Here is a 26,699-nt window from a genome sequence, read left to right on the forward strand (position 1 = left end):
GCGCGATGCCGAACTGCGCCAGATGCGGATCATCGCAACGGCCTTGTTGCTGTGTATGGCCGCTTTGTTCGTATTCGGCAGATATATGGAAACGCGTTACGACGGCTATTGGGGCTTTTTAAGGGCCTTTGCCGAGGCTGGGATGGTAGGAGGCTTGGCCGACTGGTTTGCCGTCACAGCGCTCTTCAGGCACCCTTTAGGCATACCCATTCCGCACACCGCGATCATTCCGAATAACAAGGAACGGCTTGGCCGCACTTTGGCCAGTTTCCTGCGCACCAATTTCCTGACAACAAAGGTCGTTGCCCGCCGCGTGCAGCGCATGGATGTCGCAGGCGCAATGGGCAAGTTTCTAAGCGCGCCATCGGGCGGCGAAGGCCGGATGCGCATGGGGGCATCGCGCTTGATGGGGGATATCATCGCCGCGCTCGACGATGAACGATTGGGCGGCATCGCCAAGGGTGCCATTCGCAAGCAACTCGACAAGCTAGACATCGCGCCTTTGCTGGGCCAGTTGCTGACCGCGATGATCCGCGAGAGACGGCATATCCCTGTGCTCGACAGCATCATCAAATGGGCGTCGGCAACATTGGAGGCCAATGAACATCTGATCCGCGAAATGGTGGAGGAACGCGCCAATACGATCATGCGCTGGACTGGCCTTGATGACAAATTGGCCAATGCGATTGTCAACGGCCTCAATAAGTTGCTGCACGACATGGCCGAGGACCCCGACCATCCTTTACGCGAAAAGGGCGAAGAGGGGCTCGCCAAGCTGGCCCATGACCTACGTCATGATACAGAACTGCAAGCCAAGGTCGCGCATTGGAAGGGGCAATTGTTGGAAAACCCCGCAATGGGCAAATGGATCAACAGCCTATGGGAGCAAGGCCGCGATGGCCTTCTAAAGGCGGCACGCAACCCCGATGCCGCATTGGCCGGCAGCTTTGGCGATGCACTCATCAAGCTTGGCGGCACTTTACAAGACGACGCGCGGCTGAAACACCAAATCAACCGCTTCGCCCGCCGCGCCATTGTCGGCACGACCGAAAATTACGGCGACAATATCGTCCGGCTTGTCTCCGACACCGTCGCCCGCTGGGACGCATCCACCATCACCGACCGCGTCGAAAATGCCGTCGGCAGCGACTTGCAATTCATCCGCATCAACGGCACCTTGGTCGGCGGTCTGGCGGGTATTATCATCCACGCCATCGGCTTGATGATTTAACCGCGCGGCAATTCCGATATCATCCGCTCGGTGGCCTCTGCCGCCAAGCGGGCGGCGCGTTTTAGATTGGCCTGGAAATCGCCCGCGCTGTCGCCATTGGCATCATCGCTGGTCGCTTTAATCGCGGCCCATGGCACGTCCATGCGCGCGGCGGCTTGTGCGACGGCGGCGGTTTCCATGTCGACGATATCGCCGCTGAGCGCCTGATGCAGCCTTTGGCCATGATCCGCGCTTTCGACAAAACAATCGCTGGTGATGATACGCACCTTGGGCAGGCCAGTTTCGGGCATGGGGGCGGCGTGGAAAGGCTCGGTATGTGCCTCCCCGATCGGCCAGGACCCGGCCCTGTAATGCACAAAGCCGTCGGCGCGCGAGGCGCCATAGTCGCCCTGCACGGCTTCGACGATCTGGAAGCAATGCCCGTCCCTGCCATCCAGCTTTCCAGCCGTGCCGACAACCAGCAGCAAGTCAGCATGATAATGTTCGACCAACATCATTGCGGCCATCGCGGCGTTCACTTTGCCAATGCCGCTGCAGGTAATCACGATGTTACGGTCGGCAAAGGGCACCTGCCGCACCATGAAGCCATGCAGCGCCTCGCTATTGGCGCTTTGGCCGGGAAATAACGCTGCTGCCTCGGCATCTACGCCGGTGATGATCCCAACAGTATTGAACATAGGCACTCAACCTCTTTATGCAGACACAAACGTGCGTCTAACGCGTTAATTGCGTAACTATAACGCGAAAATAGCGTAATAATGATGACAGTTATTGCCGGGTCGCAGAAAAACCCGGCGTTGTTTGTAACAGCCAGAGAGTTAGGCGGCCTTTCGTGCCCCGTCCGCATCGCGATCCAGAAACGCACGGATCTTGGCGATGCTTTCCTCAACATGGCTTAACAGGAACAAATGCCCGCCATTTGCCACCACGAACAATTCGCTGTTCGGGATCAGGAAATTCAAAAACTTGCCATTGGCCAGCGGGACAATCTGGTCATCATCACCCATCATGATGAGCGTTTCAGTTTTCATAAACGGCAGGAACGGCGCGCTCGTCCATCCCATCATCGCCATCAATTGGTAGAAATATCCGGTTTTCGACGGCGGCGTAATGCGGCCAATATGCTCCGACTTGTTGCCCACCATACCGCCGTACAGCGTCTTGAAATGCTTCGCCATGAATTCTGGGTCGATATAGCGGCGCGGGTCGGCCATTTTTACGAGCGAAGCCGGGTTGCCCGGCACCATCAACATGCCCGCGCTGGTCGCGACCAAGATAAGCTTGTTGGTGCGCGCAGTGTTCTGCAACGCAAATTGCTGCGCCATCGCCCCGCCCCAACTAACGCCCATGACGTCGACAATAAGCATGTCAAACCGGTCCAACAGCAATGCGGCAATCCGCGACATCAGGATCGCGTTATAGGGCACAACGGGGTCGGGCGACCCGCCAATGCCGGGCATGTCAAAAGTGATAAAGTCGCGATCATCGAGCAATTCGGCCATCGGCGCCATAGCCTCAATATTCGCGCCAATGCCGTTGAAGAACAATATAGGCAGCTTCGTCGTCGCCTTCAAAGCCCGCCAAACCGCCACCCGCAATGTCCGCCCGTCCACGGTCTCCATGCTGAAAGTTGGCGCGCGGGATTTGGTCATAGATGTTCCTTTGGCCCTGAATTTTGGGTGTAGCATTAGGTTTAACCGAACGACGGGGTGGTGCAAGCCAAATTCTTGTCTTGTTTTAGGTAGCACTTAGTGCTACCTAAAATCATGTCCGAACCGTCCCGTCCACGCGCTTTCAAATCGGCATGGTTTGCAAAAGCGGCGAGGAAAGTGAAAATTTCGGATAAAATGTTATGCAAAGTTATTGCACAAGTGATTGCTGGGCAAGCTGACGATCTGGGCGGCGGTGTTTACAAAAAGCGGCTGTCAAACAACCAGTATCGCTCAATCATATTGGCGCGGGCTGGAAATTTTTGGATTTACGAATTTCTGTTTTCGAAACAGAACAAAGCCAACCTTGAGGACTTTGAATTAAAGAGTTTTCGCAATCTGGCCAAAGTTTATCAGGCAATGTCGGATGAAGGTTTGGCACTCGAAGTCGGTGATGGAAGTTTAATCGAAATTTGCGTAGGGCAGTTGGAGTAAAATCGATGGGTTCGCCGAAATATAAAAGCGATGCGATGGAAGCCATCCATTCATCAGCGCAAGCACTGTTCCGTCATGGCATAATCGACAAAACCACGATGCGCGAATTCGACAAGGACTGCCTGTCACCTGTCCCCGAACTTGCGCCAAAGGACATACGTCGCCTGCGCAAAGCCAACAAAGTCAGCCAGCCGGTCTTCGCACGCTATCTCGGCACCAGTGAATCCACCATCGAAAAATGGGAAAGCGGTGCAAAGCGGCCCAGCGGCATGGCATTGAAATTGCTCTCGCTGGTAGAAAAGCATGGGTTGCAGGTTTTGGCTTGATTAAGGATCGAACGGATTGTGGGCGGAAATTGTTGCTGGTTCAAGGTTTTCCAACTTAGCGTCCAATTTCTATGTTCTTGATTAGGAAACTATGATCGTTCGACCCACGGAGCGATGCTTCTGTTCCAAAGGTCGGCCATGACTGAATTTGGCTGATTGTTGTTGCTCAAGTCGAAATTGGGCTTTGAGCAAGATACATAATTGCTGATCGGCAGGTGTAATCGAAAGGCAAGAATAGCTGCCGGAGATGAAATGGGCAGAAAATATTTCTCGGGAACAGAGAGCATAGCATGTTGTTCGCTATTTCTCAGCAGTCTCAGAAATTCAATTGCGGCATCGGCAGTAAAACAACTGGTCGTAAAAATTCGCGCCGCAACAGCCACAATATAGAATATGTCGAGATATTTGTAAGCAACGGTAAGCTTGTTGTCCTCATCAGAAGCGCGAGTATCGATTAAATGTAAAAGAACCCCGCCAGATGCACCCCCAGAATAGCCTCCGACTTTGAAGCCATCTAACTCTGGCACAAGATCGCGATCAGCAAAACATGGCTGTAATAAAGATGCTCGAATTTTCCAATTTCGTGAACCGCCAGGCCGGATTGCCGCCTTATTTTGAACAGGAAAATTATAGTGGTCGAGGATTAAGGTGAAGTCATAACCTCGATTATCAATCTCTGGTTCGGTCATCTGAATTTGAGCACCGAGCCTTGCGGCATGAAGCCGCATTTCATAACTTGCTTTGGCATGAAGCAGTTTTTCGCGAGCTACAGTGTCAGCTGGCCGGCGAAGAAACGTTGAGAGGTTCATGCTCGTGTGTCTTTCTAGAAACATTGCGGCGGCAGTCTAATTCATTTCAGAGTGAATTAGTTAATCCCTCCCCTCACTCCAAAACATACAGCCCCGGCGCGGCTTCCATGGCTGGATTGGCCTTGCTCCCCAACGTTTTCGGCGCGGCAATCTCGGCGCCTGACCGGGCGTGGAGCCACTCCATCCAATAGGGCCACCAGCTTCCGGCGACTTCTTCGCTGCCTTTCATCCATTCGGTGACATCGGCGGGCGCTTTGCCGTCGCTGTGCTTCCAATATTTCGCCTTGGGGTTGCCCGGCGGGTTCAGGATCGCTTGCATATGCCCTGCCTGGCTTAGGATGAATTCGACATTTTTGCTGCCGAACAATTGCGTGGAGCGATAGCATGCCCGCCATGGCGTGATGTGGTCGGTTGTCCCGCCCAGAACGAACAGGTCGCCCGTCACCTTGGTCAGGTCAAGCGTGTGCCCCGCTATGTCGAACGTGCCGGGCGCGGCATAAGCATTGGCCTCAAACAGCTCCAAGAAATCGCCCATCAATGCCGATGACAGGTTGGTCGCATCGGCATTCCAGAACAGGATGTCGAACGCCGGGGGGTCATCGCCCATCAGATAATTGTTGATGACATAGTTCCAGATCAGGTCATTGGGCCGCAACCATGCAAAGCCGCGGGCAAGGCTGCTGCCCTCAATCACGCCTTTCTTCGCGGCGCGTTGCCGCGCCAGTGCGATGCCATTATGCGACACAAGGCTCGACGCCTCGGTATCACCGGGCTTGGGTTCCAGCACGCATACCATCATGGTGATGGCATTGGCGCGGGTGTCGCCCATTGACGCGAGTTTGGACAGCAGGACCGACATCGTCTGGCCGCCTGAACAGCCGCCCGAAATGTTGACCTTGTCGCTGCCGGTAATCTCGCACACCACATCCAACGCCTTAATGCAGCTTTCGATATATTCGGCCATGCCCCACACGCCCATGTCATCAGTCGGGTTGCGCCAGGAAATCATGAATGGCTGAATCCCGTGGTCGGTCTGCCATTTGACGATCGATTTTTCAGGGGACAGATCGTTGATGTACATTTTGTTGATCTGCGGCGGGATGGTCAGTTGCGGCGTTGCGAACACCTTGTCGCTCGTGGGCGCATATTGGATGAGTTCAAAGCGTTCGTCGCGATAGACGACCGCGCCCTTTGCGGTTGCGACATTCTCGCCAAGTTTGAACGGCTTTTTGTTAACCTGGCTCACCATCATATCGTTGTGAACCATGTCGTTATAGGCGTTTTTCAGGCCCTTTACGAGGCTGATCCCCCCCGAATCCACCAACCGCTTTTGCGCGGTCGGGTTCCCAATCAGCGTGTTGGTCGGAGACATCGCGTCGATGATGATCTGCGAAATGAAATTCGCACGGTCGCGTTCGAGCGCGTCGAGCTCCAAATCCTCAATATAGCTTTTGACGCCCTTTTGCACCGCGAGATAATATTGCGCGCCCGCCTTGAAAAACGGGTTGAACGTCCATGCCGGGTCCATGAAACGCTTGTCCTTCGGGTCGGGTGCCAGTTCGGATTTTCCGGTAATAATCTTGACCACATCTTCAGAAAAGCTGGTCGTTGCCTTCCATGCCTTATCAGGGTTCGTCGCGGTCTGGCGCAGCATCAGGCCAATCGCGCCAATAAAATCCTCCCGCGCCAATCCGGCCAGCGGGCCAAGCGCCATGGTGGCATCATTGGCGGCGTCAAAGGCACCTGCAATGCTTGAAAATGGTGCGCCTTTCTTTTGCGATTTCTTTTTGCCAGCCTTCGCGCTGCTGCCTGTGTCCGCCTTGCTCGCCATAGTCCCCTCCTCTTTCCCAATCGCAAAGATTGCACGGCATGCGACCTGCGTCAAACACTCCGCGCAATGTGAACAATTGCAAATAAACATATCAGAACTGCGAACAAGCCACTGCAACGCGTAACAAGCATATTTGACGGGTCACATGGCGTTGTCACATTTCAATTCGGATGACGGAGGTCCGCCAATGACATCCTCTTGCCGGAATTGGGTTCTGCACCTAAAGCGCCAAAATATCTTTTGGGGCGTGCGCAAAGTTGGCGGCCCTTGGACAAACAAAAGTCGGATCATGCGTAGCTTTTTCAACATATTCGCCATCACCCTCGCTCTCGCTTCGGCCCTCGGCATCACGACAATTGCGGCCACGGCGTCAGCACGCGTCGCGGAAAAGACACGTGCGACCGATCCGATTGCGACAGCCGACGAAAAGCTGAAGACGGAAATTGATAGCTATTGGAAGAAATTCCCCGGTCGCGCGGGCATCGCCATCTACACACCCTTTTCCGACGAGATTATCGGCAAGCGCCAGACCGAGCGTTTTCCGCAACAAAGCGTTTCCAAAATGTGGGTCGCGCTAACGATTTTGGAACAAGAGGCTGCGGGCAAATTGTCGTTGGATAAACGCATTCGCGTCAGCCGCGATGACGTCGTCGTTTTCAGCCAGCCGCTGAAAAATTATCTCAACGGGCGGGACACGTTCGACATGGCGTTACGCGAACTGCTCGCGCATTCGATCAATGCCAGCGACAATCTCGCCAATAACGTCCTTTTGCGCGTTGCTGGGGGCCCGAAAGCGATCAACCAAATGCTGGACCGCCGCAAAGTGCAATCCATTCGCTTTGGCCCCGGCGAAGTCCTGCTGCAAAGCGCGATTGCCGGTTTGGAATGGCAACCAGAATATCGCAAAGGCAACGCATTCAAAGCACAACGTTCAAACATCCCGATGGCGAAGAGAAAGGCCGCGCTGGACGCTTATCTGGAAACGCCGCTCGACGGCGCGGCCCCCGGCACAATCGCGCTGGTGCTGAAACGTTTTAGCGAACGCGATGCCAATGACCCAGGGGCCAAATTGCTGAAGTTGATGGCTGGCACCTATACGGGGCGATCCCGTTTGCGGTCCGGCCTCGCGCCGGGCTGGCGGCTCGCGCACAAAACGGGGACGGGGCAAGTGTTGGGGTCAATGGCCACGGCAATCAATGATGTTGGCGTGATGACGGCCCCCGATGGCTGCGTTTATTCTGTGGCGGTGATGATTGCGGAAACGCGTGCCGGTAGGGAAGCGGCAAATGCTTTTATGCAAAATGTCGCCCGCGCCGTGACGCAACACCACGCGCTTATTCACCCCAAGGCGAAAGCAGCAGAGGCAATTTCAAAGCCAAAACCGGTCGCCAAGGCGACGAAAAACTGACGATTATAGGCATAATACGCCCGCTCCCGTCGTTCCTTTGGGGAGTTTTCGCCCCAGTGGTAACGCCAACAGTGTCCCGTTTGTTGCAACAGTAAATATTAGTTCACATTAGTTCACATAAAAAATGTTACAAATGTAAAACTATGGCGTAAAACGTTCACACGGGGCCGGTCCAATAAAGGACATTTTATGAGCAACTATAATATCGCCGTCGTCGAGGACGACACCATATTTGTAGCCGAACTCAAAGAGTTTTTGAGCGGCTTGGGCTATACCGTAAAGAGCTACAATTCGGCGCAGACATTCCTGACAGCCGTGCGCCAAAAAGAATGCGATCTCTTGATTGTCGATTGGTCCATTCCCGACCTTTCCGGTATCGAAGTGATAGAATATATCCGGAAATTCCATCCTGATGTGCCATCAATCATGCTCACCGCCCGCAATGATCGCCGCGACATCATCCGCGCGCTTGAGGCAGGTGCTGACGATTTCGTGTCAAAGCCGGTTGACCCAGAAGTATTGTCCCTGCGGATTAAGTCTGTTTTGCGCCGCTATAATGGCGATGTGCGTTCGCGGCCGGAATCGCTGGTGCTTGGCCCATATCTCTTACGTCCATCGACATCGACAGTGTATTTCAACAACGAAGCCATCATCTTGCCGAAGCGGGAATTTGATATGGCGATGCTGTTTTTCACCAACCCCAACCGATTATTGTCGCGCCAATATCTTGCGGCAACATTATGGGGCAAGGTCGTCGACTATCAATCGCGGACCATTGATACGCATGTCGCACGGCTACGCAAGAACCTGAAACTTGATCCGGCATTCGGCATTAGCTTGAATGCCCTATACGGCTTTGGCTATACCTTGCAGGCCGATGCGCACTCCATGAAAGCTGCAAAAGAGCCGCTTGCTATGTCGGCATAATTCGGATAATTTTAAACAAACTAGTTTTTTAAAATCAAACCCTTAATCCGAATCTACCAGGGCAACTGTCTTTGCTCGACGCAGCAGATGACGTTGCGTCATCGGCCGCGTCGATCATAGCATCGCGGCCAGTCTTCGACCTTCGCAACAGCCAAATTACGGCTTATGTATATATGGCCTGCGACCATTATAGCTTTTTGCCCAGCCCGACTATTTTGTCGGTGGTTGATCTGCAATATATTCTGGAAACGGGCACATTGTCGCCCCTGCCCTGCGGCCGTTGGTCCACAATGTCGATGTCGTAGCTTTGACCCGCGCTTGATTGGCATGGTGCGCGCCAATGCCACCCCGGCTCTGCCCGCGCAAAAGCTGGTCAATCTCGTGGCGGCGATGGATGTGTCGCGCATCCTATTGGACGGCGGCCTTTCCATCGACGATGCTGGGGTCAGGGGCAACTTATGGCCAAGGCCCGGCATTTGGCGAATTCAGCCTCACCCCGCCGCATTAGGGCGCAAGGGTGGGGGTGACCGGAAGGACCGGCCTCAGCCTCTCTCCAACGCCTCGCTGGCGGCAACCCAGCGGGCTTCTGCCGCCTCTTGGGCCGCGACAATCTTGCCCCGGCGTTGCGACAATTCGCCCATCGTCAGGTTCTTATATTCATTCGCCGCCGACACAGGGTCTAACATCGCCCGGTCAATCGCGCTCAACACGACCTCAAGCTTTGCAAGGTCCGCCTCGGCATCGCTCACATCGCGCTTCAGCTTCGCTTGCGCCTCACGCGATGCAGCGGCGGCTTTCTTGTCTTCCTTGCGGTCGGCCTTGGACATTTTCTCCTTGGCTGGCCCCTTGCCCAAGATGAAGTCGGTATAATCCTCAATCGTGCCCGAAAATTCGGTCGCTGTCCCGCCGTCAACCAGCACCAGCCGGTCCGCCGTCAGCTCCAGCATATGGCGGTCATGGCTGACCAGAACCACCGTGCCTTCATATTCATTCAACGCCTGCACCAACGCCTCACGCGCATCGACGTCCAAATGGTTTGTTGGTTCATCGAGGATCAGCATGTGCGGCGCATCGCGCGTAATCAGCGCCAGCGCCAGCCGCGCCCGTTCCCCGCCCGACAGCTTGCCGACCTTCGTCGTCGCCTTGGCCCCGGAAAAGCCGAACCGCCCCAGTTGCGCGCGCACCGCGCCGGGGCTCGCGCCCTTCATCTGCTGCGTCATATGTTCCAGCGGGGTGTCGTCGCCGTCCAGTTCCTCGACCTGATATTGCGTGAAATAGCCGACGCGCATCTTGCCCGACGCGCTCATTTGCCCCTCCATCGGGGTCAATTGCGCCGCGAGCAATCGCGCCAGCGTCGTCTTGCCATTGCCGTTGCGCCCCAGCAACGCGATCCGGTCATCGGGGTCAATCCGCAGGTTCAACCGCTGCAATATCGGCTTACCCTCGGTATAGCCAACACTCGCGAGGTCCAGCGTCACCAAGGGCGGTTTCAATTCATCGGGACTTGGAAAGTCAAAGCTTAACGTCGGGTCTTCGGCCATTGCGGCAATCGGTTGCATCCGCGCCAGCGCCTTGGCTCGGCTCTGCGCCTGCTTTGCGGTCGACGCCCGCGCCGAGTTACGCGCGACATATTCCTGCAACTTGGCGCGTTGCGCGTCTTGGCTTGCCTTGGCCGCCGCCAATTGCGCGGCACGTTCGGCGCGTTGCCGCTCAAACGAGTCATAGCCGCCCGAATATAACGTCACCTGACCATTATCCAAATGCAGGATATGGTCGACGACATTGTTCAACAAATCGCGTTCATGGCTGATCACCACCATCATCGCCGGATAGCCTTTGAGGAAATTTTCCAGCCACAAGGTCGCTTCCAAATCCAAATGGTTCGACGGTTCATCAAGCAACAGCAAATCCGGCTGCGAAAACAGCAACGACGCCAGCGCCACGCGCATTTTCCACCCACCCGAGAAGCTGTCGAGCGGCTGCCCCTGATTTTCCTCGTCAAAGCCAAGGCCGACCAAAATCCGCGAGGCCCGCGCAGGCGCGGTGTAGGCGTCAATCGCGATCAGGCGTTCATGCACTTCGGCCATGCGGTCGGGGTCAAGCCCCTCTTGCTCGCTTTCGGCCATCAACGCCGCGCGCTCGGTATCCGCCGCCAGCACCGTGTCAAACGGCGTGGAATCGCCCGCAGGCGCCTCTTGCGCGATATAGCCAATGCGCGTGCCCTTGGGCATCTCCAGCGACCCGTCATCGGCCTCGAGCGAGCCAATCATCACCTTCATCAACGTCGATTTACCCGCACCATTGCGCCCGATCAGGCCGATGCGCCCATAAGGCGGCAAAGCCGCCGTGGCGCGGTCAAGGATAGTGCGTCCGCCAAGGCGCACGGTGATACCGTTCAGATTAAGCATGGAGCGGCGCGTAGCAGACCAAGCGCCCGCTGTCAGTCAGAGAATTGGGGTTTATGCGCGGCCAATGCAGATGAGAGAAACCCACGTCGCCACAGCGCAGGATGGGGCCTGTCGCGGCGGTCGTTCGATGCGTGGAGTTCGTAACAAGCGTCCAGGCTGAACGCAAATGGCGGGAGGCCATTGCGGCGGAGAAAAGTTGGGTGCGTTTCCAAATCTCAAATAATACGGCATTGCCGTATTTTAACATTGACTATTCTTACGGCATTGCCGTATAAATATGTCTATGGATGATGCGCCAATCCACACGGTGGTCGAAACCAAGGCTTTTACGGCACGGGCAAAGAAGCTTGGTCTATCCACCGACGAACTGGCATTGATTTATGACACCTATGCCACGACCCCGGATTATGGGAAGGTCATACGCAATACTGGCGGCCTGCGCAAAGGGCGGGTCGCGAAGGACTATGGCGGGAAAAGCGGTGGATACCGTGTGTTCAGCTTTTTTGCCGACCGCAACAACCCGGCGTTCCTGTTCTGGCTGCTAGACAAGACCGACGAGGATACGCTGACCGACGAGCAAGAAAAGACGTTCAAGACACTGACGATGATATTGAAGAAGGAATTGCGAACATGAAGGATGAAGATTTCAAAGGCATCGTTGCCGGGCTGAAGGATGCCATCGCCTTTGCACAGGGCGATGCGACCAAGGGTCGCGTTGTTGCAGGACCCGACGTAAAGGCCATCCGCGCCAAAACCAAATTGAGTCAAGTGAAATTCGCCAGCAAGCTTCGCGTGCCCGTCGGCACCGTGCGCGATTGGGAACAGCACCGCCGCTCCCCCGATGCACCAGCGCGGACGTTGCTGGGTATGGTGGATGCCGATCCTAAGGCGACGCTGGCTTTGATTGAGAAGGCGGCAGTTTAACCGCACCCAAAGCACCCACGCCCTTAAGCTATGGCACAAAAGGACCTTGATCGTGCCCGATCAATTGCCGACCGTGGTTTTATCAGCGGGCGCGATTTGCAGGTGCGCGAAGAAACCTTGCTTGCGCGGCAACAAGGCTTATCGCAGATAGAACAATCGCTTGCCGCCAAGCGCGCAGCCTTGGCCGAAAATGGACGCAGCAAGGGACAGATAATGGCCCAAGCCGTTGCGTAACGGATACAGTTAAAATACTGTATTTTTCTCTATTAAAAAATATGATGGTATCACCTTGCGGACCGGGTCCTCTTTGCGCTTTGCGATATGCAAACGTAATGTCGGACCGCATCGGGGGAAGTCTCGGTGCGATTAAGCGTCAATATTGTCGTTTTTTGTTCTGCGTCTTCCTCTGATCCATATCATAAACCCAACTCTGGTTGGAATGAAGAGAGGATTATTTATGTCTTATATGGATACACATGCCGCCTTTGCACCCGCTGGCGGAATTAAGGAATTGAGCTTTGATGAGATTGATCAGGTTGATGGCGGTGGCGTGAATTGGACGGCAGTAGGCAAATTTGCCGGTCGGGCAGTCGGCGTTGGAGTAAGATTAGGGGTTTGGGGTCTCGCTGGCGCGGCAGTTGCTACCCTCGCATATGTGGCAATTGATGCGATCGACTGAGTTTTTATAGACTAATCTTAATTTTGGAGAAACGATATGCAAATCGTAGATTTAACGAACGTTGAAATTGAAAATGTTGCTGGAGGTCCTTTCTTTCTTGGATTTATAGCAGGGTTCAAGGCAGCAAAAGTAGGGGTGACCCTTGCTGCGGCTGCTTTTGGTGTTGGCGGCGCATCTGCAATTGCAGCGTTAGAAAACGACGATTAACGACTTGAACGCAACAGGGCCATCGGCATCAGCCGATGGTCATGTTGTCTGTTAACGAAAGGACGGCTTATGAGAAGCTTTTTGGAAGGATTTTACGATCAATGGTCAAAAAATGACGAGATTATTCCCGCGATTTCTTTAATCATAGGCGGTGGAATAGCCATATTTGTATTGGTTGGCTGATCCGTTTTTGATTCTGGTAAGATTTTTGCTTTTGTTTAGGTCAGAAGCCATCTTGTATCGGGGCGATCGCTTGTCTGGTGACGTAGCGATTGCGGTGCCTCTACCTTGGCAAAGCATCGGCTTTCTTATCTTCGGCGGTGTCGCACTAAGCGTGCTCTTCCTATCGCTCGCCAGCTACTCCCGCGTCGAGACAGTCACTGGCATCATCACCCCCAATACAGGCGTTTCGAATATTGTCCCCACCCGTGCGGGCATGATCGCGTCGTTGGCCGTGCGCGATGGTCAGAATGTTCCTGCTGGCGCAGCATTGGCCACGATCCGCGCCGAGGAAGATGGCGCAGCGGCGCAGTCGCCCGCCGCGCTCGTGCAATCCGCCATAGACAGACAGGACGCCAGCCTCGCGGCACAGTCCGATGCCGCACTTGCCGCTGCCCAAGCGCAAGGCGCACAGCTTGCGGCGCAACGCTCCGGCTTGGTTGCCGAAATGGTGCAGTTGCAGTCGCAAATAACAACGCAGGAAGCTTTAATCGCTTCGGCACAAAAGGACCTTGATCGCGCCCGATCAATTGCCGACCGTGGTTTTATCAGCGGGCGTGATTTGCAGATGCGCGAAGAAACCCTGCTCGCACGGCAACAGGGGTTGTCGCAAATAGAACAGGCGCTTGCCGCCAAACGTTCAGCCTTGGCCGAAAATGAGCGCAGCAAGGGACAGATAATGGCCCAAGCCCGCGCCCAGACCGCCAGCCTTTCGGCCACACGCGCGCAAGTCGCACAACAAGCGGCGAGTGCAACGGGTGCACGATCCTATGTTTTGCGCGCACCCGTGGCGGGACGCGTGACCGCGCTGACGGCCCGTGTCGGCCAACCAGCCAGCCCGCAAGGGCAGTTGATGGCTATCGTGCCCGCTGGCGCGAAGCTGCATGCCGAATTGGCCGTGCCGAGCGCCGCCATTGGTTTTGTAAAGCCGGGCCAACAGGTCCGTCTTGCCATCGACGCCTTCCCCTATCAACGCTTCGGCACCGTCACCGGCAAAGTGCAAACCGTGTCGGCAAGTGCGGTTAACGCGCAAGGACCGAACGGTGCGCCGATTGCGGTGTATCCGGTCACCGTCGCCATCGATAATGCGCGCGTTGCTGCTTATGGCCGCAATGAACCCTTGGTATCCGGAATGACCCTGAGCGCGCGAATTGTCACCGATAAGCAATCATTGCTTGAATATTTGTTCGAACCGTTATTCGCTGTGCGGCAACGGTAGGCGTTTATGCTTGACCTTGGTTTTTTCACTCGCGCGCGTGTGCGCCTTGTCCGGCAGACCGAAATTGCGGAATGCGGGTTGGCCTCGCTCACGATGGTTGCCAATTTTCATGGGTTGGATATTGACCTTGGCACCATGCGCCGCCGCTTTGCGCCGTCCTTGCGCGGGGCCGCGCTCAAAACGCTGATCGGCCTTGCCGACCGGATTGGGTTGACGCCGCGCGCGGTCAAGCTGCCGCTTGAACAGCTTGGCAACCTGCATGTGCCAGCGGTGCTGCATTGGGACATGAACCATTATGTGGTGCTGGAACGGGTAAAAGGCGAGAAGGCGCTCATCCATAATCCCGATGGCCGCTCGACCTGGATGCCGATGGCAGAGGTGTCGGACCATTTTACCGGCGTTGCCTTGGAATTACGCCCAAGCAATGATTTTCAGACCGGCAAACAGCGCGAGCGGTTGCGCCTGTCGCAGCTCTGGCAACGTATGACGGGTATCAAGCGGGCGTTGCTTCAGGTGCTGGTGCTGACATTGGTGTTGCAAGCCTTTGTCCTTGCCTCGCCTTATTATATGCAGTTGGCGATTGACCAAGCCATACCCGCGCTCGACAATGACCTGATGACGGTGTTGGCGTTGGGGTTCGGGCTGTTCACGATCATTAATGCGGGCGCGGCGTTGTTGCGTTCATTTGTGCTTTTGGTTGCCGGGACAAGCATCGGGTTTAGCCTTGCCTCCAACATTGCGCGCAGGCTGTTTCGCTTACCTATCGACTGGTTTGAAAAACGGCATACGGGCGACATTCTTTCGCGGTTTCAATCCATCAGTCCAATCCAGTCAATGCTGACCACCGGTGCCGTCGCGGCGCTTGTCGATGGCATCATGGCGATCCTGACACTGGCGTTGATGCTGTGGTATAGCGCGCAGCTGGCGGGTGTCGCGCTGATCGCTTTTGCGCTTTACACCGTTGTTCGGCTTGTCTCCTTCTCGTTTGAACGCGAAGCCATTGAGGCGTCGATTGTTACCGGCGGCAAAGAGCAAAGCACGCTTATCGAAACCTTACGCGGCATGACGACGTTGCGCTTGTTCGGACGCGAAACCTTGCGCCATGCGTTGTGGCAAACGCGGCTAACCGATGCCGTTAATGCCGATGTCCGTGTGGCGCGGATTGGCATTTGGCAAGGCACGGCCAATACGCTGATTTTCGGGATTGAGAATATCGTCACGATCTGGCTGGCGGTGGGATTTGTGATCGAAGGGGCTGGGTTCAGCGTCGGCATGGTCTTTGCCTATATGGCCTATAAGGGCCAATTTATCGGCAAAGCTGCCGCGCTGATTGACCAAGTGATCGCATTTCGAATGCTTGGGCTTCATCTTGAACGCTTATCCGACATTGCGCTGTCGGAGGAGGATAGAAGCTTTGGCCAGAGCGCCGACACCGAAACCACGCTCAAAGGCCGGATCGAGCTACGCGATGTGTTCTATCGTTATAGCCCCAGCGATCCATTGGTGCTTCAGGGTGTCAATTTGATTGTGGAACCCGGCGAGCATGTTGCAATCACTGGACCATCGGGCGGCGGCAAATCCACACTGGTCAAGCTGCTGCTCGGCCTTGTCGAACCGGAAGCCGGCGATGTGCTCGTCGATGGGCTGCCGCTGGCACGGTTCGGTTATAAAAGCTTTCACGGGCAGATTGCGGCGGTGCTGCAAGAGGATAGCCTTTTTGCGGGCAGCCTATCAGACAATATCGCATTGTTCGATGAATCGGTTGATATGGAGCGCGTCGTCGGTGCGGCGGTCGCAGCGTCCATCCATGAAGATATATCGCGGATGCCAATGCAATATGAAACGCTGGTTGGCGACATGGGCTCGACGCTATCTGGCGGGCAAAAGCAACGCGTGCTGCTCGCACGCGCGCTTTACCGCCAACCGAAAATATTGGTGATGGACGAAGGCACGGCGCATTTGGACTCCGCGCATGAGCAAGCTGTGAATGCAGCAATCGGGGCAATGGGCATTACTCGCATTATCATTGCACACCGACAAGAAACTATCGCAGCCGCCAACCGCATTGTAGTGATGGACGCGGGAAAGCTTATTCCTCCCCCATCCGCAACGCCGCAATAAACGCTTCCTGCGGGATGCTCACATTGCCATATTCCCGCATCCGTGCTTTGCCCTTTTTCTGCTTTTCCAGCAGCTTTTTCTTGCGGCTGATGTCGCCGCCATAGCATTTGGCGGTTACGTCCTTGCGCATGGCGGCGATGGTTTCGCGGGCGATGACTTTGCCGCCGATGGCCGCTTGCACGGGGATTTTGAACAAATGGCGCGGGATCAGGTCTTTTAGGCGTTCGCACATGCCGCGGCCGCGCGATTCCGCGGTGCCACGGTGGACGATCATGCTCAACGCGTCGACCGGGTCGCCATTGACCATGATGCTCATCTTCACAAGGTCGCCTTCGCGATGGCCGATCTGGTGATAATCGAACGAGGCATAGCCACGGCTGATGCTTTTTAGGCGGTCGTAAAAGTCGAACACAACCTCATTCAACGGCAATTCATAGACGATCTGCGCCCGGCCACCGACATAGGTAAGCTGCTTTTGAATACCGCGCCGGTCTTGGCATAGTTTCAGGATAGAGCCGAGATATTCATCGGGGCAGTAAATCGTCGCCTGTATCCACGGCTCCTGAATTTCGTCGATGCGGTTGACGTCGGGCATGTCGGACGGGTTGTGCAGTTCCATCTCGCACGCGTCTTCGGTTTTGCTGCGGCTGAGTTGCAGCTTATACACAACGCTGGGCGCGGTGGTGATGAGGTCGAGGTCAAATTCGCGAGTCAGGCGTTCCTGAATGATCTCCAAGTGGAGCAACCCAAGGAATCCGCAGCGAAAGCCAAAGCCCAAGGCGGCGCTGCTTTCGGTTTCAAAGCTGAACGATGCGTCGTTCAGGCGCAGCTTGCTGATGCTTTCGCGCAGCTTTTCAAAGTCGGCAGCGTCGGTCGGGAACAGGCCGCAGAACACGACGGGCTGCACTTCCTTAAAGCCGGGGAGCGCTTCTGTGGCGGGGCGCTTGGCATCGGTAATGGTGTCGCCGACGCGGGTTTGGGCGACTTCCTTAATCTGCGCGGTGATGATGCCAACCTCGCCCGCCGCGATTTCGGGGAGTATCTCCAGCTTTGGCCGCATACATCCGACGCGGTCGACCAAATGCTTTGTGCCGGCGGCCATGAACTGAATTTCCTGGCCTTTTTTGATGACGCCATCAATGACGCGGATCAGGATGACGACGCCGAGATAGGGGTCGTACCAACTATCGACGAGCATGGCCTTTAACGGCGCGTTGCGGTCGCCCTTTGGCGGGGGAATGCGGGTGACGACCGCCTCAAGCACTTCGGCTATGCCGATGCCCGATTTGGCGCTGGTCAGGACGGCGTTGTCGGCGGGCAGACCGATGATTTCCTCAATCTCGGCCTTGACCTTGTCCACCTCTGCCGCGGGCAAATCGATCTTGTTGATGACGGGGACGATTTCATGGTCATGCTCGATGGATTGGTAGACATTGGCGAGCGTTTGCGCCTCCACCCCTTGCGCGGCGTCCACCACGAGCAACGCGCCTTCGCATGCGGCGAGGCTGCGGCTGACTTCATAGGCAAAGTCGACATGGCCGGGGGTGTCCATCAGGTTGAGCTGATAGGTAAGGCCGTCGTTCGCGGTGTAATCCAGCCGCACCGTCTGCGCCTTGATCGTGATGCCGCGTTCTTTCTCAATGTCCATATTATCAAGGACTTGGCTCGTCATTTCCCGCGCAGTGAGCCCGCCGGTTTGTTGGATCAACCGGTCGGCAAGGGTCGACTTCCCATGATCTATGTGGGCGATTATCGAAAAGTTGCGGATGAGAGAGAGTTCAGTCATGCAGCCGCCCCTAGCAGGGCCGCCCCGCCCCTTCAAGCATGGCGGAACGCCTGTATCACGCTATGTGAATCGGGATAATGGATGGGGATGTGTGTAGGAAAGTGGTTTTTGCCGTGCCGCCATCGAAAACAAGCGCTTCTACAAATTTCCCTCGAGCAAATCGAACGCGCCGTTGGCATTCATGATTGCCACGATACCTGCGTGAAGTTTCACGATATTGCAGCGCAATCCGATTTAGCTCTCTTTCCAATCTGCGTAGCGGGAGCCGGACCTACATCGAGACGAGTAAGGATTTACCCATCCAAAGTATCGGAAATCAGTATCTCAGCAGGTACGCTTCCGTCACCAGTGGTGCATAACCCAGAGTTCAGTACCTCTGGCTCGTAAACATTAGCCTCATATCCCGATTCCCCTCGGACAGCACAGAAAAGTAAGGGGTAATGAAGGTTACCAAAAGTGTTTCTGATGGAATTCGAATCCAAGCCGCGCGGAGGATGTAACTGGAAATTCGAACTGGATATGGCACCGCTCTCTCGAGCAGCATACCACGCCTCACACATTTTTCTAAATTCGGAATCTTTTTGTGTTCGGACGCACCAGATACGGCACCGGGCTTCTTTCTGAACAGTTTGGTCCCACATAACCAAAAAAAGATATGGCATCTCATCTAGTGAAGCGAGAGAGTCCGACGTGGATGACTTCGTCCCAGCTTTTACTACCCCATTGAAACGGGGAGTGTCTATAGCTTCCCACGTGTTTGCAGCCTTAACGTCTGAACCATCCTCTAAATCAGCTCCTTTTTTTCGAGCTAACCCGCTTAGACCGGTGATCACGCTAGCCAGTATTTGTGACCAACCCCTAGTATCCATCGGAACCGGGTGTCCCGTCGCTCTGGAGATGGGTACGAGCTGGTAAAATTGATCGTAATGCATGTCCAAAAGTTTAATAGCTTCTTCAACATTGTTTTGCTTGGCGCTCATAATTTTCGGTCATTTCGGTCAGTGAGATGTTCAATCCCTTTGACAGCGCAAGAAGCGTCGAAAACGAAACATTGGCTTCTCCACGCTCCACTTCACCAACATAGGCTCGGCTAAGCTCACAAAGCGCCGCGAAGCTCTCTTGCGAAAGACCTCGCTGCTTTCGTTCTTGACGGATAACGGCTCCAAGTGTTGCCAGTTCGCGGGACACAATTCACCTTGTCTTTCATATGAGCTTAGTTCTACATGCCAAGGACATCAAAAACGATTGTAATCGAGAAAATGAATGACTGACCTTTTAGACGTTCTAGAAAGCCCATACATAACCATTAACCGGTCGCTAGGCGAAGTAAGAGAGTTATTCCATCGCAAAGGCCGTATTGCAGACGCGAACGCCAAACTCGATGAGACGATCAAGTTGATGGCCGTCCATTATGCGCACGTCACTGAGCGATTATCGGAAGCATTGTATAGACCATTATCACGTAGGGACAGTTTTTCACTTCAAGGTGTAAATGATGCTCTTAGGGCGATTGCTCACGCACCGCCATTCACGGATGGTTTAGGTCACTCCATATTCGGGCCAACACCTGCTGTCGCATTTGAGAAGGGAGAGGAAGATCTTGCCTTTGAACTGTTCAAATTGGCGGGCATCGCCATCACGGCACAAGCTAGCTCCACCGACCCCCTTGATGTAGTTAATGAGGCGTTTGGTCATCATGTGCGAGATAATTTTCGCAGTAATACTGAAGACGCTCAGTATATGACTCCACCCGAAGTGGTTGAGTTCATGATACAAATTGCAAAACACGAACTCTTGAAAGATGTTGAACGATATAAATGCAATGAGCATTTAGTTGTTTGCGATCCATCCTGTGGAGTTGGTTCTTTTCTAGTTTCTTGGCATAGACTTTATGAGCGTGAACTAATCAATTATCCTGAAATCCCGGAGCCTATGATTATCGGGCAAGATAAAGTTGATAGAATGGCCCGCCTTGGTAAAGCTAATCATATTTTTTCCGGATTTGAAAGTGATAAAATATACGTTGGAAGTTCTATTGAAGATGGAACACCAATTTCGCAATTTGATGGACAGGTGGATTTAATTTTAACAAACCCTCCGTTTGGCGCGAGATTTAATATTGAAGAACTTAGTTACACATCGTGTAATTCTGTTCCATTTTTTTCAAGTGGGAATACATCTGCTAAGACAATTGATTCTGAGGACCTATTCATAGAGCGCTACTTAACTTTGTTGCGTCCAGGAGGTTTATGTATAGTCGTTGTACCTGACAGCGTGATATCGGCAAAAGGTCCATCCTCGTTAGTCCGCCAGCTTCTTGCGCGATCGGCAGAACTCATAGCCGTCATCGAGCTTCCACCCGTTACCTTTGCGCAAGCCGGAACCCGGACAAAGACAACTATCATTGCATTCCGCAAATGCTTGGAACCGTGCAAAGATCAAAACGTATTTTTTGCTGAAGCGCACAGCCTAGGTTTCGAAGTTTCGAAAAGAAAAGGTGTATCCCTAAAGCGATTAGAAGGTAAAAATGAACTGATTCCAATTCTTAATTCTTTTCAAAATCGACAAAATTTTGATTCGGATAATGGCACTTTTGCGGATTGGAGAATCATAAGCCCAACATCTTTAGATGCCTGGACTCCTCGGCGTTTTCGTAGTTTAAATAACAGCAGTTCAGGGCTGCCAGAAGATATCGAATTTAAAACTATACCACTATACGATTTGGTAAAAGTACGCGAAAAAAGGAAACCCAAACCTTATTCACCGGATACGTATTTTATAAGCATTCTTCACGTAATTGGTGAAGGGATTTTGGATATCCCTACCATGATAGGGTACCGCCCGATAACGCCCGGCATCCCGGTTACTCCCGGCAGTGTTATTTTTTCTCGATTGAACCCCCGGATTCCGCGCGTGATGGTGGTGCCAGACTTAGGTCGCCCGTTACTGTGCTCGTCAGAATTTGAAATATTGGAGCCGGTAGAGGGAATTTCGCCATACGCCATCGCATTTTTGATGCTGTCTGGCCCCGTGCAGGCGCAAATTGCGACCTTGACCGCCGGCACCTCGGCGTCACACAGTCGTGTGCGTCCGGATGAAATAAGAAAAATTCTTCTGCCATGGCCTTTGCAGTGCGACGGTAAATTTTCAAATCTTATTGAAAACTACAAAGAAGCTAACCAAGCTATAGTGAGTTCAATATTCCGGATTTTCAGCATGCGATCACAGGAACAATAATTACTCGGCACAGAATTTGATCAGGCAATTTTCAGAAAAAGTGTATTTCAATGACAACACTAGAAAACATACAAGAAGAGTTTGGACTTTTAGAAGCCGACGATCGATATCGTCTGCTGATCGACTTGGGAAGGCAATTACCAGAAATGCCGAGCGCGCTCAAAACATCTGCAACTTTGGTGCGTGGGTGCTCAGCCAGCGTGTGGGTATATCCTGCTTTCGAAAAAGGACACATCAACTTTTTAGCTGACAGCAATACCGCAATCACAAAAGGTATTATCGCGTTAATATTAAAAACGATAGAGGGAAAGGATGCTTCACAAATCCTCGGCACAGACATTGATAATTGCCTTCTCCCATTTAAACTAGAAAGTCAGCTTAGCTCAAACCGGACGCAAGGCATTCCAAATATGATCGCGATCATTCGGTCGACCGCGATGCGGTTGATTAAAGAGCACTAAACTAAATTGGAACCGGCAACGAGGGTTAGAACATTGCTAGCTTGCCATCCTTTTTGGAGACCCAAACGAGTCCTCCAAGTGTAAAGTAAGATCCTGAAACAAGTTCACGATGACGCGCTGGGAGGAAAGCAGCCGAGGATGACAGGCTCCGCCCATCTCTGAACCGCCACACCCCCCTTGAAATGTAGGATTTGCCCTGCCACCATCGCTGACGACATCGCCAACTGCCCCTCTGGCTGAACGGGGCGTCGACAACAGCCGTCCTGCACGTCTCTGCACATTGATTTAGGTGAGAACTTAGTGTGACTTTTCGCGGATAATTCGCGGATAAGACGTGGCGTTTTCTGGCGCAGCTCGCCCTTGACCCCCGCCCCCTGCCCGCCTATACCGCCCTCAACATCCAACCCATCGGGAATGGCCTTGTCGTCGCGCAACTTGGCTAACGTATTGATGGATATGGGTTTTCACATACGCGAAACGGCTGCACGGCAGGGCTCGATTCTTCGGGGCATTGCTATGCGGCCTTTTCTTGTCTGTGGAATGGCACGCCGCGACTGACATTTCTAACTGAGGCAAAGCACCTTATGGCATCCCGTCCCGCTCCTGCGACCCTGTCGCGTCAAAAGCGTATCCGCAAAATCTTCGGTAACATCCATGAAGTTATCGACATGCCCAACCTCATTGAGGTTCAGCGCGAGAGCTATGAACAGTTCCTGCGTTCTGACCCGTCAATTGGTTATGTCTCCGGCCTTGAAAAGACGCTACGCAGCGTGTTTCCGGTTAAGGATTTTGCCGGCACCTCGGAACTCGACTTCGTGCATTACGAGCTTGAAGATCCCAAATTTGACGTCGAAGAATGCCGTCAGCGCGGGATTACCTATGCGGCGCAGATGAAGGTGACGTTGCGCCTGATCGTGTTTGAGGTTGACCCCGACACCGAAGCGCGCTCGGTCCTCGATATTAAAGAACAAGACGTGTATATGGGCGACATGCCGCTCATGACGCACAACGGCACGTTCTTCATCAACGGTACAGAGCGCGTTATCGTATCGCAGATGCACCGTTCGCCGGGCGTCTTGTTCGACCATGACCGTGGCAAAACGCACAGCAGCGGCAAATATCTGTTTGCAGCGCGCGTTATCCCTTACCGTGGTTCGTGGCTCGACTTTGAATTTGATGCCAAGGATATTGTCAACGTCCGTATCGACCGTAAGCGCAAATTGCCGGTCACGACCTTGCTCTACGCACTGGGTCTGAACGACGAAGAAATCTTGGGCCATTTCTATGACCGCGTAACGTTTGAGCGTGGCAAGGGCGGATGGAAGATCCCGTTCAATGCAGAGCAATGGCGTGCGTCGAAACCGATGTTCGACATTGTCGATGCCAAGACGGGCGAAGTTGTGTTCCCTGCGGGCACCAAGGTAACTCCACGCGCCGCCAATAAGGCCGTGAAGGATGGCCTGACCAGCTTGCTTATTCCGACCGAAGAAATCTTTGGCCGTTACTCCGCGTACGACCTGATCGACGAAAAGACGGGCCGTATCTATGTCGAAGCAGGCGACGAAATCACCGCCGAAAACCTCGAAGCTTTGGACAAGGCCGGGATTGACAGCCTTGAGCTGCTCGACATCGACCATGTCATCACCGGCGCGTGGATGCGTAATACGTTGAAGGCGGACAAGGCCGAAAACCGCGACATGGCGCTCGACGCCATTTACCGCGTCATGCGTCCTGGCGAACCGCCAACGCGCGAAACCGCAGAAGCCTTGTTCGCTGGCTTGTTCTTCGATGCGGACCGCTATGACCTCAGCGCAGTTGGCCGCGTGAAGTTGAACATGCGTTTGAACTTGGACGTCGAAGACACGCTGACGACCTTGCGCACCGAAGATATTCTTGCGGTGGTCAAGGAGCTGGTAAATCTGAAGGACGGTAAGGGCGAAATCGACGATATCGATAACCTTGGCAACCGTCGTGTCCGTTCGGTCGGCGAATTGCTGGAAAACCAGTATCGCGTTGGCTTGCTGCGCATGGAGCGCGCGGTGAAGGAGCGGATGAGCTCGGTGGATGTATCGACCGTAATGCCAAACGACCTGATCAACGCAAAACCTGCTGTTGCTGCGGTTCGTGAATTCTTTGGCTCGTCGCAATTGTCGCAGTTTATGGATCAGACCAACCCGCTTTCGGAAGTCACCCATAAGCGCCGCGTTTCGGCCCTTGGACCAGGTGGTTTGACGCGCGAGCGTGCCGGCTTTGAAGTCCGCGACGTGCACCCGACGCATTATGGCCGTATCTGCCCGATTGAAACGCCAGAAGGCCCGAACATCGGCCTGATCAACTCGCTCGCCAGCTTTAGCCGCGTCAACAAATATGGCTTTATCGAAACGCCTTATCGCAAGGTCATCGACAATAAAGTCACCGACGACGTGGTCTATCTCTCCGCCATGGAAGAACAAAAGAACACCATCGCGCAGGCGAACGCCGAACTGAACGCCGATGGCAGCTTTGCCGAGGACCTGATTTCGTCGCGTGAAGCGGGTGAATTCCTGATGGCACCGCGTGACCAGATTACCTTGATGGACGTATCGCCAAAGCAGTTGGTTTCGGTTGCGGCATCGCTCATCCCATTCCTCGAAAATGATGACGCCAACCGCGCATTGATGGGGTCAAACATGCAACGTCAGGCCGTGCCTCTGCTACGTGCAGAAGCGCCGTTTGTCGGCACGGGCATGGAAGAAACCGTTGCCCGTGACTCCGGCGCTGCCATTGGCGCACGCCGCACAGGCATTGTCGACCAAGTCGATGCAACGCGTATCGTTGTGCGTGTCACTGGTGATGTGGAACCCGGCAAATCGGGCGTCGACATCTATACGCTGCAAAAGTTCCAGCGTTCGAACCAGAACACCTGCATCAACCAAAAGCCATTGGTGAAGGTCGGTGACGTGATTGAGGCCGGCGACATCATCGCCGACGGTCCTTCGACTGAACTGGGCGAACTCGCATTGGGCAAGAACAGCCTCGTCGCGTTTATGCCTTGGAACGGGTATAATTACGAAGATTCGATTCTGATCTCCGAACGTATCGTGAAGGACGATGTGTTTACATCGGTCCATATCGAAGAATTCGAAGTCATGGCCCGCGATACCAAGCTTGGACCAGAAGATATCACCCGCGACATTCCAAACGTAGGTGAAGAAGCGCTGCGCAGCCTCGATGAGGCCGGCATTGTGTATATTGGCGCAGAGGTGCACCCAGGCGACATTCTCGTCGGCAAGATCACGCCAAAGGGCGAAAGCCCGATGACGCCAGAAGAAAAACTGCTGCGCGCCATCTTCGGTGAAAAGGCCAGCGACGTGCGCGACACCTCGCTGCGTCTGTCGCCGGGTGTTGCCGGTACGGTCGTTGAAGTCCGCGTCTTTAACCGTCACGGTATCGACAAAGACGAACGCGCCATGGCGATTGAACGTGAAGAAATCGAGCGTCTTGCGAAGGACCGTGAGGACGAACGTTCGATTTTGAACCGTGCGACCTACAACCGCCTGAAAGATATGCTCATCGGCCAAACTGCAGCCGCAGCGCCAAAGGGCATCAAGAAGGGCGACGTCATCACTGAGGAAAATCTTGGTGAAGTCGAGCGTTACGAATGGTGGAAAATCGGCGTTGCCGACGACAAGGTCCAAGGCGATCTTGAAGCGGTCAAGGTGCAATATGACGATGCCGTCAAGTTGATCGTCGAGAAGTTCGAAGATCGTCGTGAGAAGCTGGAGCGGGGCGATGAGCTTGCGCCGGGCGTGCTGAAGATGGTCAAGGTCTTCGTCGCGGTGAAGCGTAAGCTGCAACCGGGCGACAAGATGGCCGGGCGTCACGGGAACAAGGGTGTCATCTCGCGGATCCTTCCGCAAGAAGACATGCCGTTCCTCGCCGACGGTACGCCAGTTGACATCGTGCTCAACCCATTGGGTGTGCCGTCACGTATGAACGTGGGTCAGATTTTCGAAACCCATCTTGGTTGGGCCGCGCGTGGTCTGGGCATGCAAATTGGTGAGGCTCTGGAAGAGTGGCGCCATGCAAACCCGAACCCCGAAGCAGCAGCCCCGCCAGCGGTAGTGCGTGAACGTCTGGCTAAGGCTTATGGCGCGGAATATGCGGACGAGATCAAGAACCGCAGCGATGCGGACATTATTGAGCTTGCCAGCAATGTCACCACGGGCGTTCCCATGGGCACACCTGTGTTCGACGGTGCGCGTGAAGCCGACGTAACAACCATGCTTAAGCTTGCCGGGCTTGATGGTTCGGGTCAATCCGACCTGTTCGACGGACGCACGGGCGACAAGTTTGACCGCAAGGTCACGGTCGGCATCATCTACATGTTGAAACTGCATCACCTTGTTGATGACAAGATCCACGCCCGTTCGATCGGACCGTACAGCCTTGTCACGCAGCAGCCATTGGGTGGTAAGGCGCAGTTTGGTGGTCAGCGTTTCGGGGAAATGGAATGCTGGGCGCTGCAAGCTTATGGCGCTGCATACACCTTGCAGGAAATGCTGACGGTCAAATCGGATGACGTGATCGGCCGTACCAAGGTTTATGAAGCCATCGTCAAGGGTGACGACAGCTTTGAAGCCGGTATCCCCGAAAGCTTTAACGTTCTGGTTAAGGAAATGCGGTCATTGGGTCTCAATGTAGAGCTGAAGGCGCACGACTTGATCGAAGGCGACGAAGGCTTTGCAGAGGCAGCGGAATAAGCAGAGATGGGCGGGCTTAG

General features: G+C 54.3%; 24 protein-coding genes. 16 read left to right on the forward strand and 8 right to left on the reverse strand.

Going from position 1 to position 26,699, the window contains the following annotated elements; all coding sequences use genetic code 11:
- Nucleotides 1-22: 22 nt before the first annotated feature.
- Nucleotides 23-1,231 carry a DUF445 domain-containing protein gene (locus tag HEQ18_RS05205; RefSeq protein WP_432815962.1) on the forward strand — a complete coding sequence of 403 codons (1,209 nt, stop codon included), beginning with the start codon at nucleotides 23-25 and terminating at the stop codon, nucleotides 1,229-1,231.
- Here HEQ18_RS05205 and HEQ18_RS05210 read toward each other — a convergent pair.
- Both HEQ18_RS05210 and HEQ18_RS05215 read right to left on the reverse strand, forming a co-directional pair.
- A complete protein-coding gene (locus tag HEQ18_RS05210; protein ID WP_432815775.1) occupies nucleotides 1,228-1,908 on the reverse strand; it encodes a purine phosphorylase in 681 nt (226 codons plus the stop codon). The genes HEQ18_RS05205 and HEQ18_RS05210 overlap by 4 nt on opposite strands.
- Nucleotides 1,909-2,049: 141 nt before the next feature.
- The gene (locus tag HEQ18_RS05215; protein ID WP_432815776.1) at nucleotides 2,050-2,883 is read right to left on the reverse strand and encodes an alpha/beta fold hydrolase; all 834 of its coding nucleotides are present in this window, start codon (nucleotides 2,881-2,883) and stop codon (nucleotides 2,050-2,052) included.
- A gap of 114 nt (nucleotides 2,884-2,997) precedes the next feature.
- Here HEQ18_RS05215 and HEQ18_RS05220 point away from each other — a divergent pair, with 114 nt between their 5' ends.
- Together HEQ18_RS05220 and HEQ18_RS05225 are read left to right on the forward strand one after the other, a co-directional pair.
- Nucleotides 2,998-3,375: a type II toxin-antitoxin system RelE/ParE family toxin gene (locus HEQ18_RS05220; RefSeq protein WP_432815777.1), complete on the forward strand. Its 378-nt coding sequence runs from the start codon at nucleotides 2,998-3,000 to the stop codon at nucleotides 3,373-3,375.
- 5 nt (nucleotides 3,376-3,380) lie between these two features.
- Nucleotides 3,381-3,701 carry a helix-turn-helix domain-containing protein gene (locus tag HEQ18_RS05225; protein ID WP_432815778.1) on the forward strand — a complete coding sequence of 107 codons (321 nt, stop codon included), beginning with the start codon at nucleotides 3,381-3,383 and terminating at the stop codon, nucleotides 3,699-3,701.
- 89 nt (nucleotides 3,702-3,790) lie between these two features.
- On the opposite strand, the gene HEQ18_RS05230 is transcribed toward HEQ18_RS05225, so the two are convergent.
- Nucleotides 3,791-4,510, reverse strand: a complete 720-nt coding sequence (locus tag HEQ18_RS05230; RefSeq protein ID WP_432815779.1) for a hypothetical protein — start codon at nucleotides 4,508-4,510, stop codon at nucleotides 3,791-3,793.
- Nucleotides 4,511-4,583: 73 nt separating this feature from the next.
- Nucleotides 4,584-6,341, reverse strand: coding sequence for a PHA/PHB synthase family protein (locus tag HEQ18_RS05235; RefSeq protein WP_432815780.1), 1,758 nt, complete (start codon nucleotides 6,339-6,341; stop codon nucleotides 4,584-4,586).
- Between the two features lie 289 nt (nucleotides 6,342-6,630).
- Between HEQ18_RS05235 and HEQ18_RS05240 the strand changes: the two genes are divergently transcribed.
- The 3 genes from HEQ18_RS05240 to HEQ18_RS05250 all read left to right on the forward strand — a co-directional run bounded on the left by HEQ18_RS05240 (nucleotide 6,631) and on the right by HEQ18_RS05250 (nucleotide 8,981).
- A complete protein-coding gene (locus HEQ18_RS05240; protein ID WP_432815781.1) occupies nucleotides 6,631-7,749 on the forward strand; it encodes a serine hydrolase in 1,119 nt (372 codons plus the stop codon).
- Between the two features lie 189 nt (nucleotides 7,750-7,938).
- Nucleotides 7,939-8,676 (forward strand): response regulator transcription factor, encoded by a 738-nt coding sequence (locus HEQ18_RS05245; RefSeq protein ID WP_432815782.1) that lies wholly within the window; start codon nucleotides 7,939-7,941, stop codon nucleotides 8,674-8,676.
- Nucleotides 8,677-8,747: 71 nt separating this feature from the next.
- Entirely contained in the window at nucleotides 8,748-8,981 is a 234-nt protein-coding gene (locus HEQ18_RS05250) for a hypothetical protein (RefSeq protein ID WP_432815783.1), read from the forward strand.
- Nucleotides 8,982-9,218: 237 nt separating this feature from the next.
- On the opposite strand, the gene HEQ18_RS05255 is transcribed toward HEQ18_RS05250, so the two are convergent.
- On the reverse strand, nucleotides 9,219-11,084 hold the full coding sequence (locus HEQ18_RS05255; RefSeq protein WP_432815784.1) for an ABC-F family ATP-binding cassette domain-containing protein: 1,866 nt from the start codon (nucleotides 11,082-11,084) through the stop codon (nucleotides 9,219-9,221).
- A 277-nt stretch (nucleotides 11,085-11,361) separates the two neighbouring features.
- Here HEQ18_RS05255 and HEQ18_RS05260 point away from each other — a divergent pair, with 277 nt between their 5' ends.
- The 7 genes from HEQ18_RS05260 (at nucleotide 11,362) to HEQ18_RS05290 (ending at nucleotide 16,453) form a co-directional block, all read left to right on the forward strand.
- A complete protein-coding gene (locus HEQ18_RS05260; protein ID WP_432815785.1) occupies nucleotides 11,362-11,718 on the forward strand; it encodes a type II toxin-antitoxin system RelE/ParE family toxin in 357 nt (118 codons plus the stop codon).
- Nucleotides 11,715-12,008, forward strand: coding sequence for a helix-turn-helix domain-containing protein (locus tag HEQ18_RS05265; protein WP_432815786.1), 294 nt, complete (start codon nucleotides 11,715-11,717; stop codon nucleotides 12,006-12,008). Before HEQ18_RS05260 ends, HEQ18_RS05265 begins: the two co-directional genes overlap by 4 nt.
- A 30-nt stretch (nucleotides 12,009-12,038) precedes the next feature.
- Entirely contained in the window at nucleotides 12,039-12,242 is a 204-nt protein-coding gene (locus tag HEQ18_RS05270; RefSeq protein ID WP_432815787.1) for a hypothetical protein, read from the forward strand.
- A gap of 223 nt (nucleotides 12,243-12,465) precedes the next feature.
- Nucleotides 12,466-12,687, forward strand: a complete 222-nt coding sequence (locus HEQ18_RS05275; RefSeq protein WP_432815788.1) for a hypothetical protein — start codon at nucleotides 12,466-12,468, stop codon at nucleotides 12,685-12,687.
- A 36-nt stretch (nucleotides 12,688-12,723) separates the two neighbouring features.
- A complete protein-coding gene (locus tag HEQ18_RS05280; protein WP_432815789.1) occupies nucleotides 12,724-12,894 on the forward strand; it encodes a hypothetical protein in 171 nt (56 codons plus the stop codon).
- Between the two features lie 253 nt (nucleotides 12,895-13,147).
- Nucleotides 13,148-14,332, forward strand: coding sequence for an HlyD family secretion protein (locus HEQ18_RS05285; RefSeq protein ID WP_432815790.1), 1,185 nt, complete (start codon nucleotides 13,148-13,150; stop codon nucleotides 14,330-14,332).
- A 6-nt stretch (nucleotides 14,333-14,338) separates the two neighbouring features.
- Nucleotides 14,339-16,453, forward strand: coding sequence for a peptidase domain-containing ABC transporter (locus tag HEQ18_RS05290; protein WP_432815791.1), 2,115 nt, complete (start codon nucleotides 14,339-14,341; stop codon nucleotides 16,451-16,453).
- On the opposite strand, the gene lepA is transcribed toward HEQ18_RS05290, so the two are convergent.
- The 3 genes from lepA to HEQ18_RS05305 all read right to left on the reverse strand — a co-directional run bounded on the left by lepA (nucleotide 16,422) and on the right by HEQ18_RS05305 (nucleotide 19,427).
- The gene (gene lepA / locus HEQ18_RS05295) at nucleotides 16,422-18,239 is read right to left on the reverse strand and encodes a translation elongation factor 4 (protein ID WP_432815792.1); all 1,818 of its coding nucleotides are present in this window, start codon (nucleotides 18,237-18,239) and stop codon (nucleotides 16,422-16,424) included. The genes HEQ18_RS05290 and lepA overlap by 32 nt on opposite strands.
- A 293-nt stretch (nucleotides 18,240-18,532) precedes the next feature.
- A complete protein-coding gene (locus HEQ18_RS05300; protein WP_432815793.1) occupies nucleotides 18,533-19,219 on the reverse strand; it encodes a MamI family restriction endonuclease in 687 nt (228 codons plus the stop codon).
- Entirely contained in the window at nucleotides 19,194-19,427 is a 234-nt protein-coding gene (locus HEQ18_RS05305) for a helix-turn-helix domain-containing protein (protein WP_432815794.1), read from the reverse strand. Before HEQ18_RS05305 ends, HEQ18_RS05300 begins: the two co-directional genes overlap by 26 nt.
- Before the next feature lie 75 nt (nucleotides 19,428-19,502).
- Between HEQ18_RS05305 and HEQ18_RS05310 the strand changes: the two genes are divergently transcribed.
- The 3 genes from HEQ18_RS05310 to rpoB all read left to right on the forward strand — a co-directional run bounded on the left by HEQ18_RS05310 (nucleotide 19,503) and on the right by rpoB (nucleotide 26,679).
- Complete coding sequence (locus HEQ18_RS05310; RefSeq protein ID WP_432815795.1) at nucleotides 19,503-21,476, forward strand: HsdM family class I SAM-dependent methyltransferase; 1,974 nt, start codon at nucleotides 19,503-19,505, stop codon at nucleotides 21,474-21,476.
- 50 nt (nucleotides 21,477-21,526) lie between these two features.
- Nucleotides 21,527-21,937 (forward strand): SufE family protein, encoded by a 411-nt coding sequence (locus tag HEQ18_RS05315; RefSeq protein WP_432815796.1) that lies wholly within the window; start codon nucleotides 21,527-21,529, stop codon nucleotides 21,935-21,937.
- A 584-nt stretch (nucleotides 21,938-22,521) separates the two neighbouring features.
- On the forward strand, nucleotides 22,522-26,679 hold the full coding sequence (gene rpoB / locus HEQ18_RS05320) for a DNA-directed RNA polymerase subunit beta (protein ID WP_432815797.1): 4,158 nt from the start codon (nucleotides 22,522-22,524) through the stop codon (nucleotides 26,677-26,679).
- Nucleotides 26,680-26,699 lie beyond the last annotated feature (20 nt).

Source organism: Sphingorhabdus sp., from assembly GCF_050921905.1.
In the GTDB taxonomy this organism is placed as follows: Bacteria; Pseudomonadota; Alphaproteobacteria; order Sphingomonadales; family Sphingomonadaceae; genus Sphingorhabdus_B.

Coding starts and splice junctions, on each gene's coding strand:
- HEQ18_RS05310 (WP_432815795.1), top strand. CDS start 19,503: ATGACTGACCTTTTAGACGTTCTAGAAAGCCCATACATAACCATTAAC.
- HEQ18_RS05290 (WP_432815791.1), top strand. CDS start 14,339: ATGCTTGACCTTGGTTTTTTCACTCGCGCGCGTGTGCGCCTTGTCCGG.
- HEQ18_RS05235 (WP_432815780.1), bottom strand. CDS start 6,341: ATGGCGAGCAAGGCGGACACAGGCAGCAGCGCGAAGGCTGGCAAAAAG.
- HEQ18_RS05225 (WP_432815778.1), top strand. CDS start 3,381: ATGGGTTCGCCGAAATATAAAAGCGATGCGATGGAAGCCATCCATTCA.
- HEQ18_RS05245 (WP_432815782.1), top strand. CDS start 7,939: ATGAGCAACTATAATATCGCCGTCGTCGAGGACGACACCATATTTGTA.
- HEQ18_RS05215 (WP_432815776.1), bottom strand. CDS start 2,883: ATGACCAAATCCCGCGCGCCAACTTTCAGCATGGAGACCGTGGACGGG.
- HEQ18_RS05265 (WP_432815786.1), top strand. CDS start 11,715: ATGAAGGATGAAGATTTCAAAGGCATCGTTGCCGGGCTGAAGGATGCC.
- HEQ18_RS05300 (WP_432815793.1), bottom strand. CDS start 19,219: ATGAGCGCCAAGCAAAACAATGTTGAAGAAGCTATTAAACTTTTGGAC.
- rpoB (WP_432815797.1), top strand. CDS start 22,522: ATGGCATCCCGTCCCGCTCCTGCGACCCTGTCGCGTCAAAAGCGTATC.
- HEQ18_RS05210 (WP_432815775.1), bottom strand. CDS start 1,908: ATGTTCAATACTGTTGGGATCATCACCGGCGTAGATGCCGAGGCAGCA.
- HEQ18_RS05230 (WP_432815779.1), bottom strand. CDS start 4,510: ATGAACCTCTCAACGTTTCTTCGCCGGCCAGCTGACACTGTAGCTCGC.
- HEQ18_RS05240 (WP_432815781.1), top strand. CDS start 6,631: ATGCGTAGCTTTTTCAACATATTCGCCATCACCCTCGCTCTCGCTTCG.
- lepA (WP_432815792.1), bottom strand. CDS start 18,239: ATGACTGAACTCTCTCTCATCCGCAACTTTTCGATAATCGCCCACATA.
- HEQ18_RS05205 (WP_432815962.1), top strand. CDS start 23: ATGCGGATCATCGCAACGGCCTTGTTGCTGTGTATGGCCGCTTTGTTC.
- HEQ18_RS05315 (WP_432815796.1), top strand. CDS start 21,527: ATGACAACACTAGAAAACATACAAGAAGAGTTTGGACTTTTAGAAGCC.
- HEQ18_RS05270 (WP_432815787.1), top strand. CDS start 12,039: ATGGCACAAAAGGACCTTGATCGTGCCCGATCAATTGCCGACCGTGGT.
- HEQ18_RS05260 (WP_432815785.1), top strand. CDS start 11,362: ATGTCTATGGATGATGCGCCAATCCACACGGTGGTCGAAACCAAGGCT.
- HEQ18_RS05220 (WP_432815777.1), top strand. CDS start 2,998: ATGTCCGAACCGTCCCGTCCACGCGCTTTCAAATCGGCATGGTTTGCA.
- HEQ18_RS05280 (WP_432815789.1), top strand. CDS start 12,724: ATGCAAATCGTAGATTTAACGAACGTTGAAATTGAAAATGTTGCTGGA.
- HEQ18_RS05275 (WP_432815788.1), top strand. CDS start 12,466: ATGTCTTATATGGATACACATGCCGCCTTTGCACCCGCTGGCGGAATT.
- HEQ18_RS05255 (WP_432815784.1), bottom strand. CDS start 11,084: ATGCTTAATCTGAACGGTATCACCGTGCGCCTTGGCGGACGCACTATC.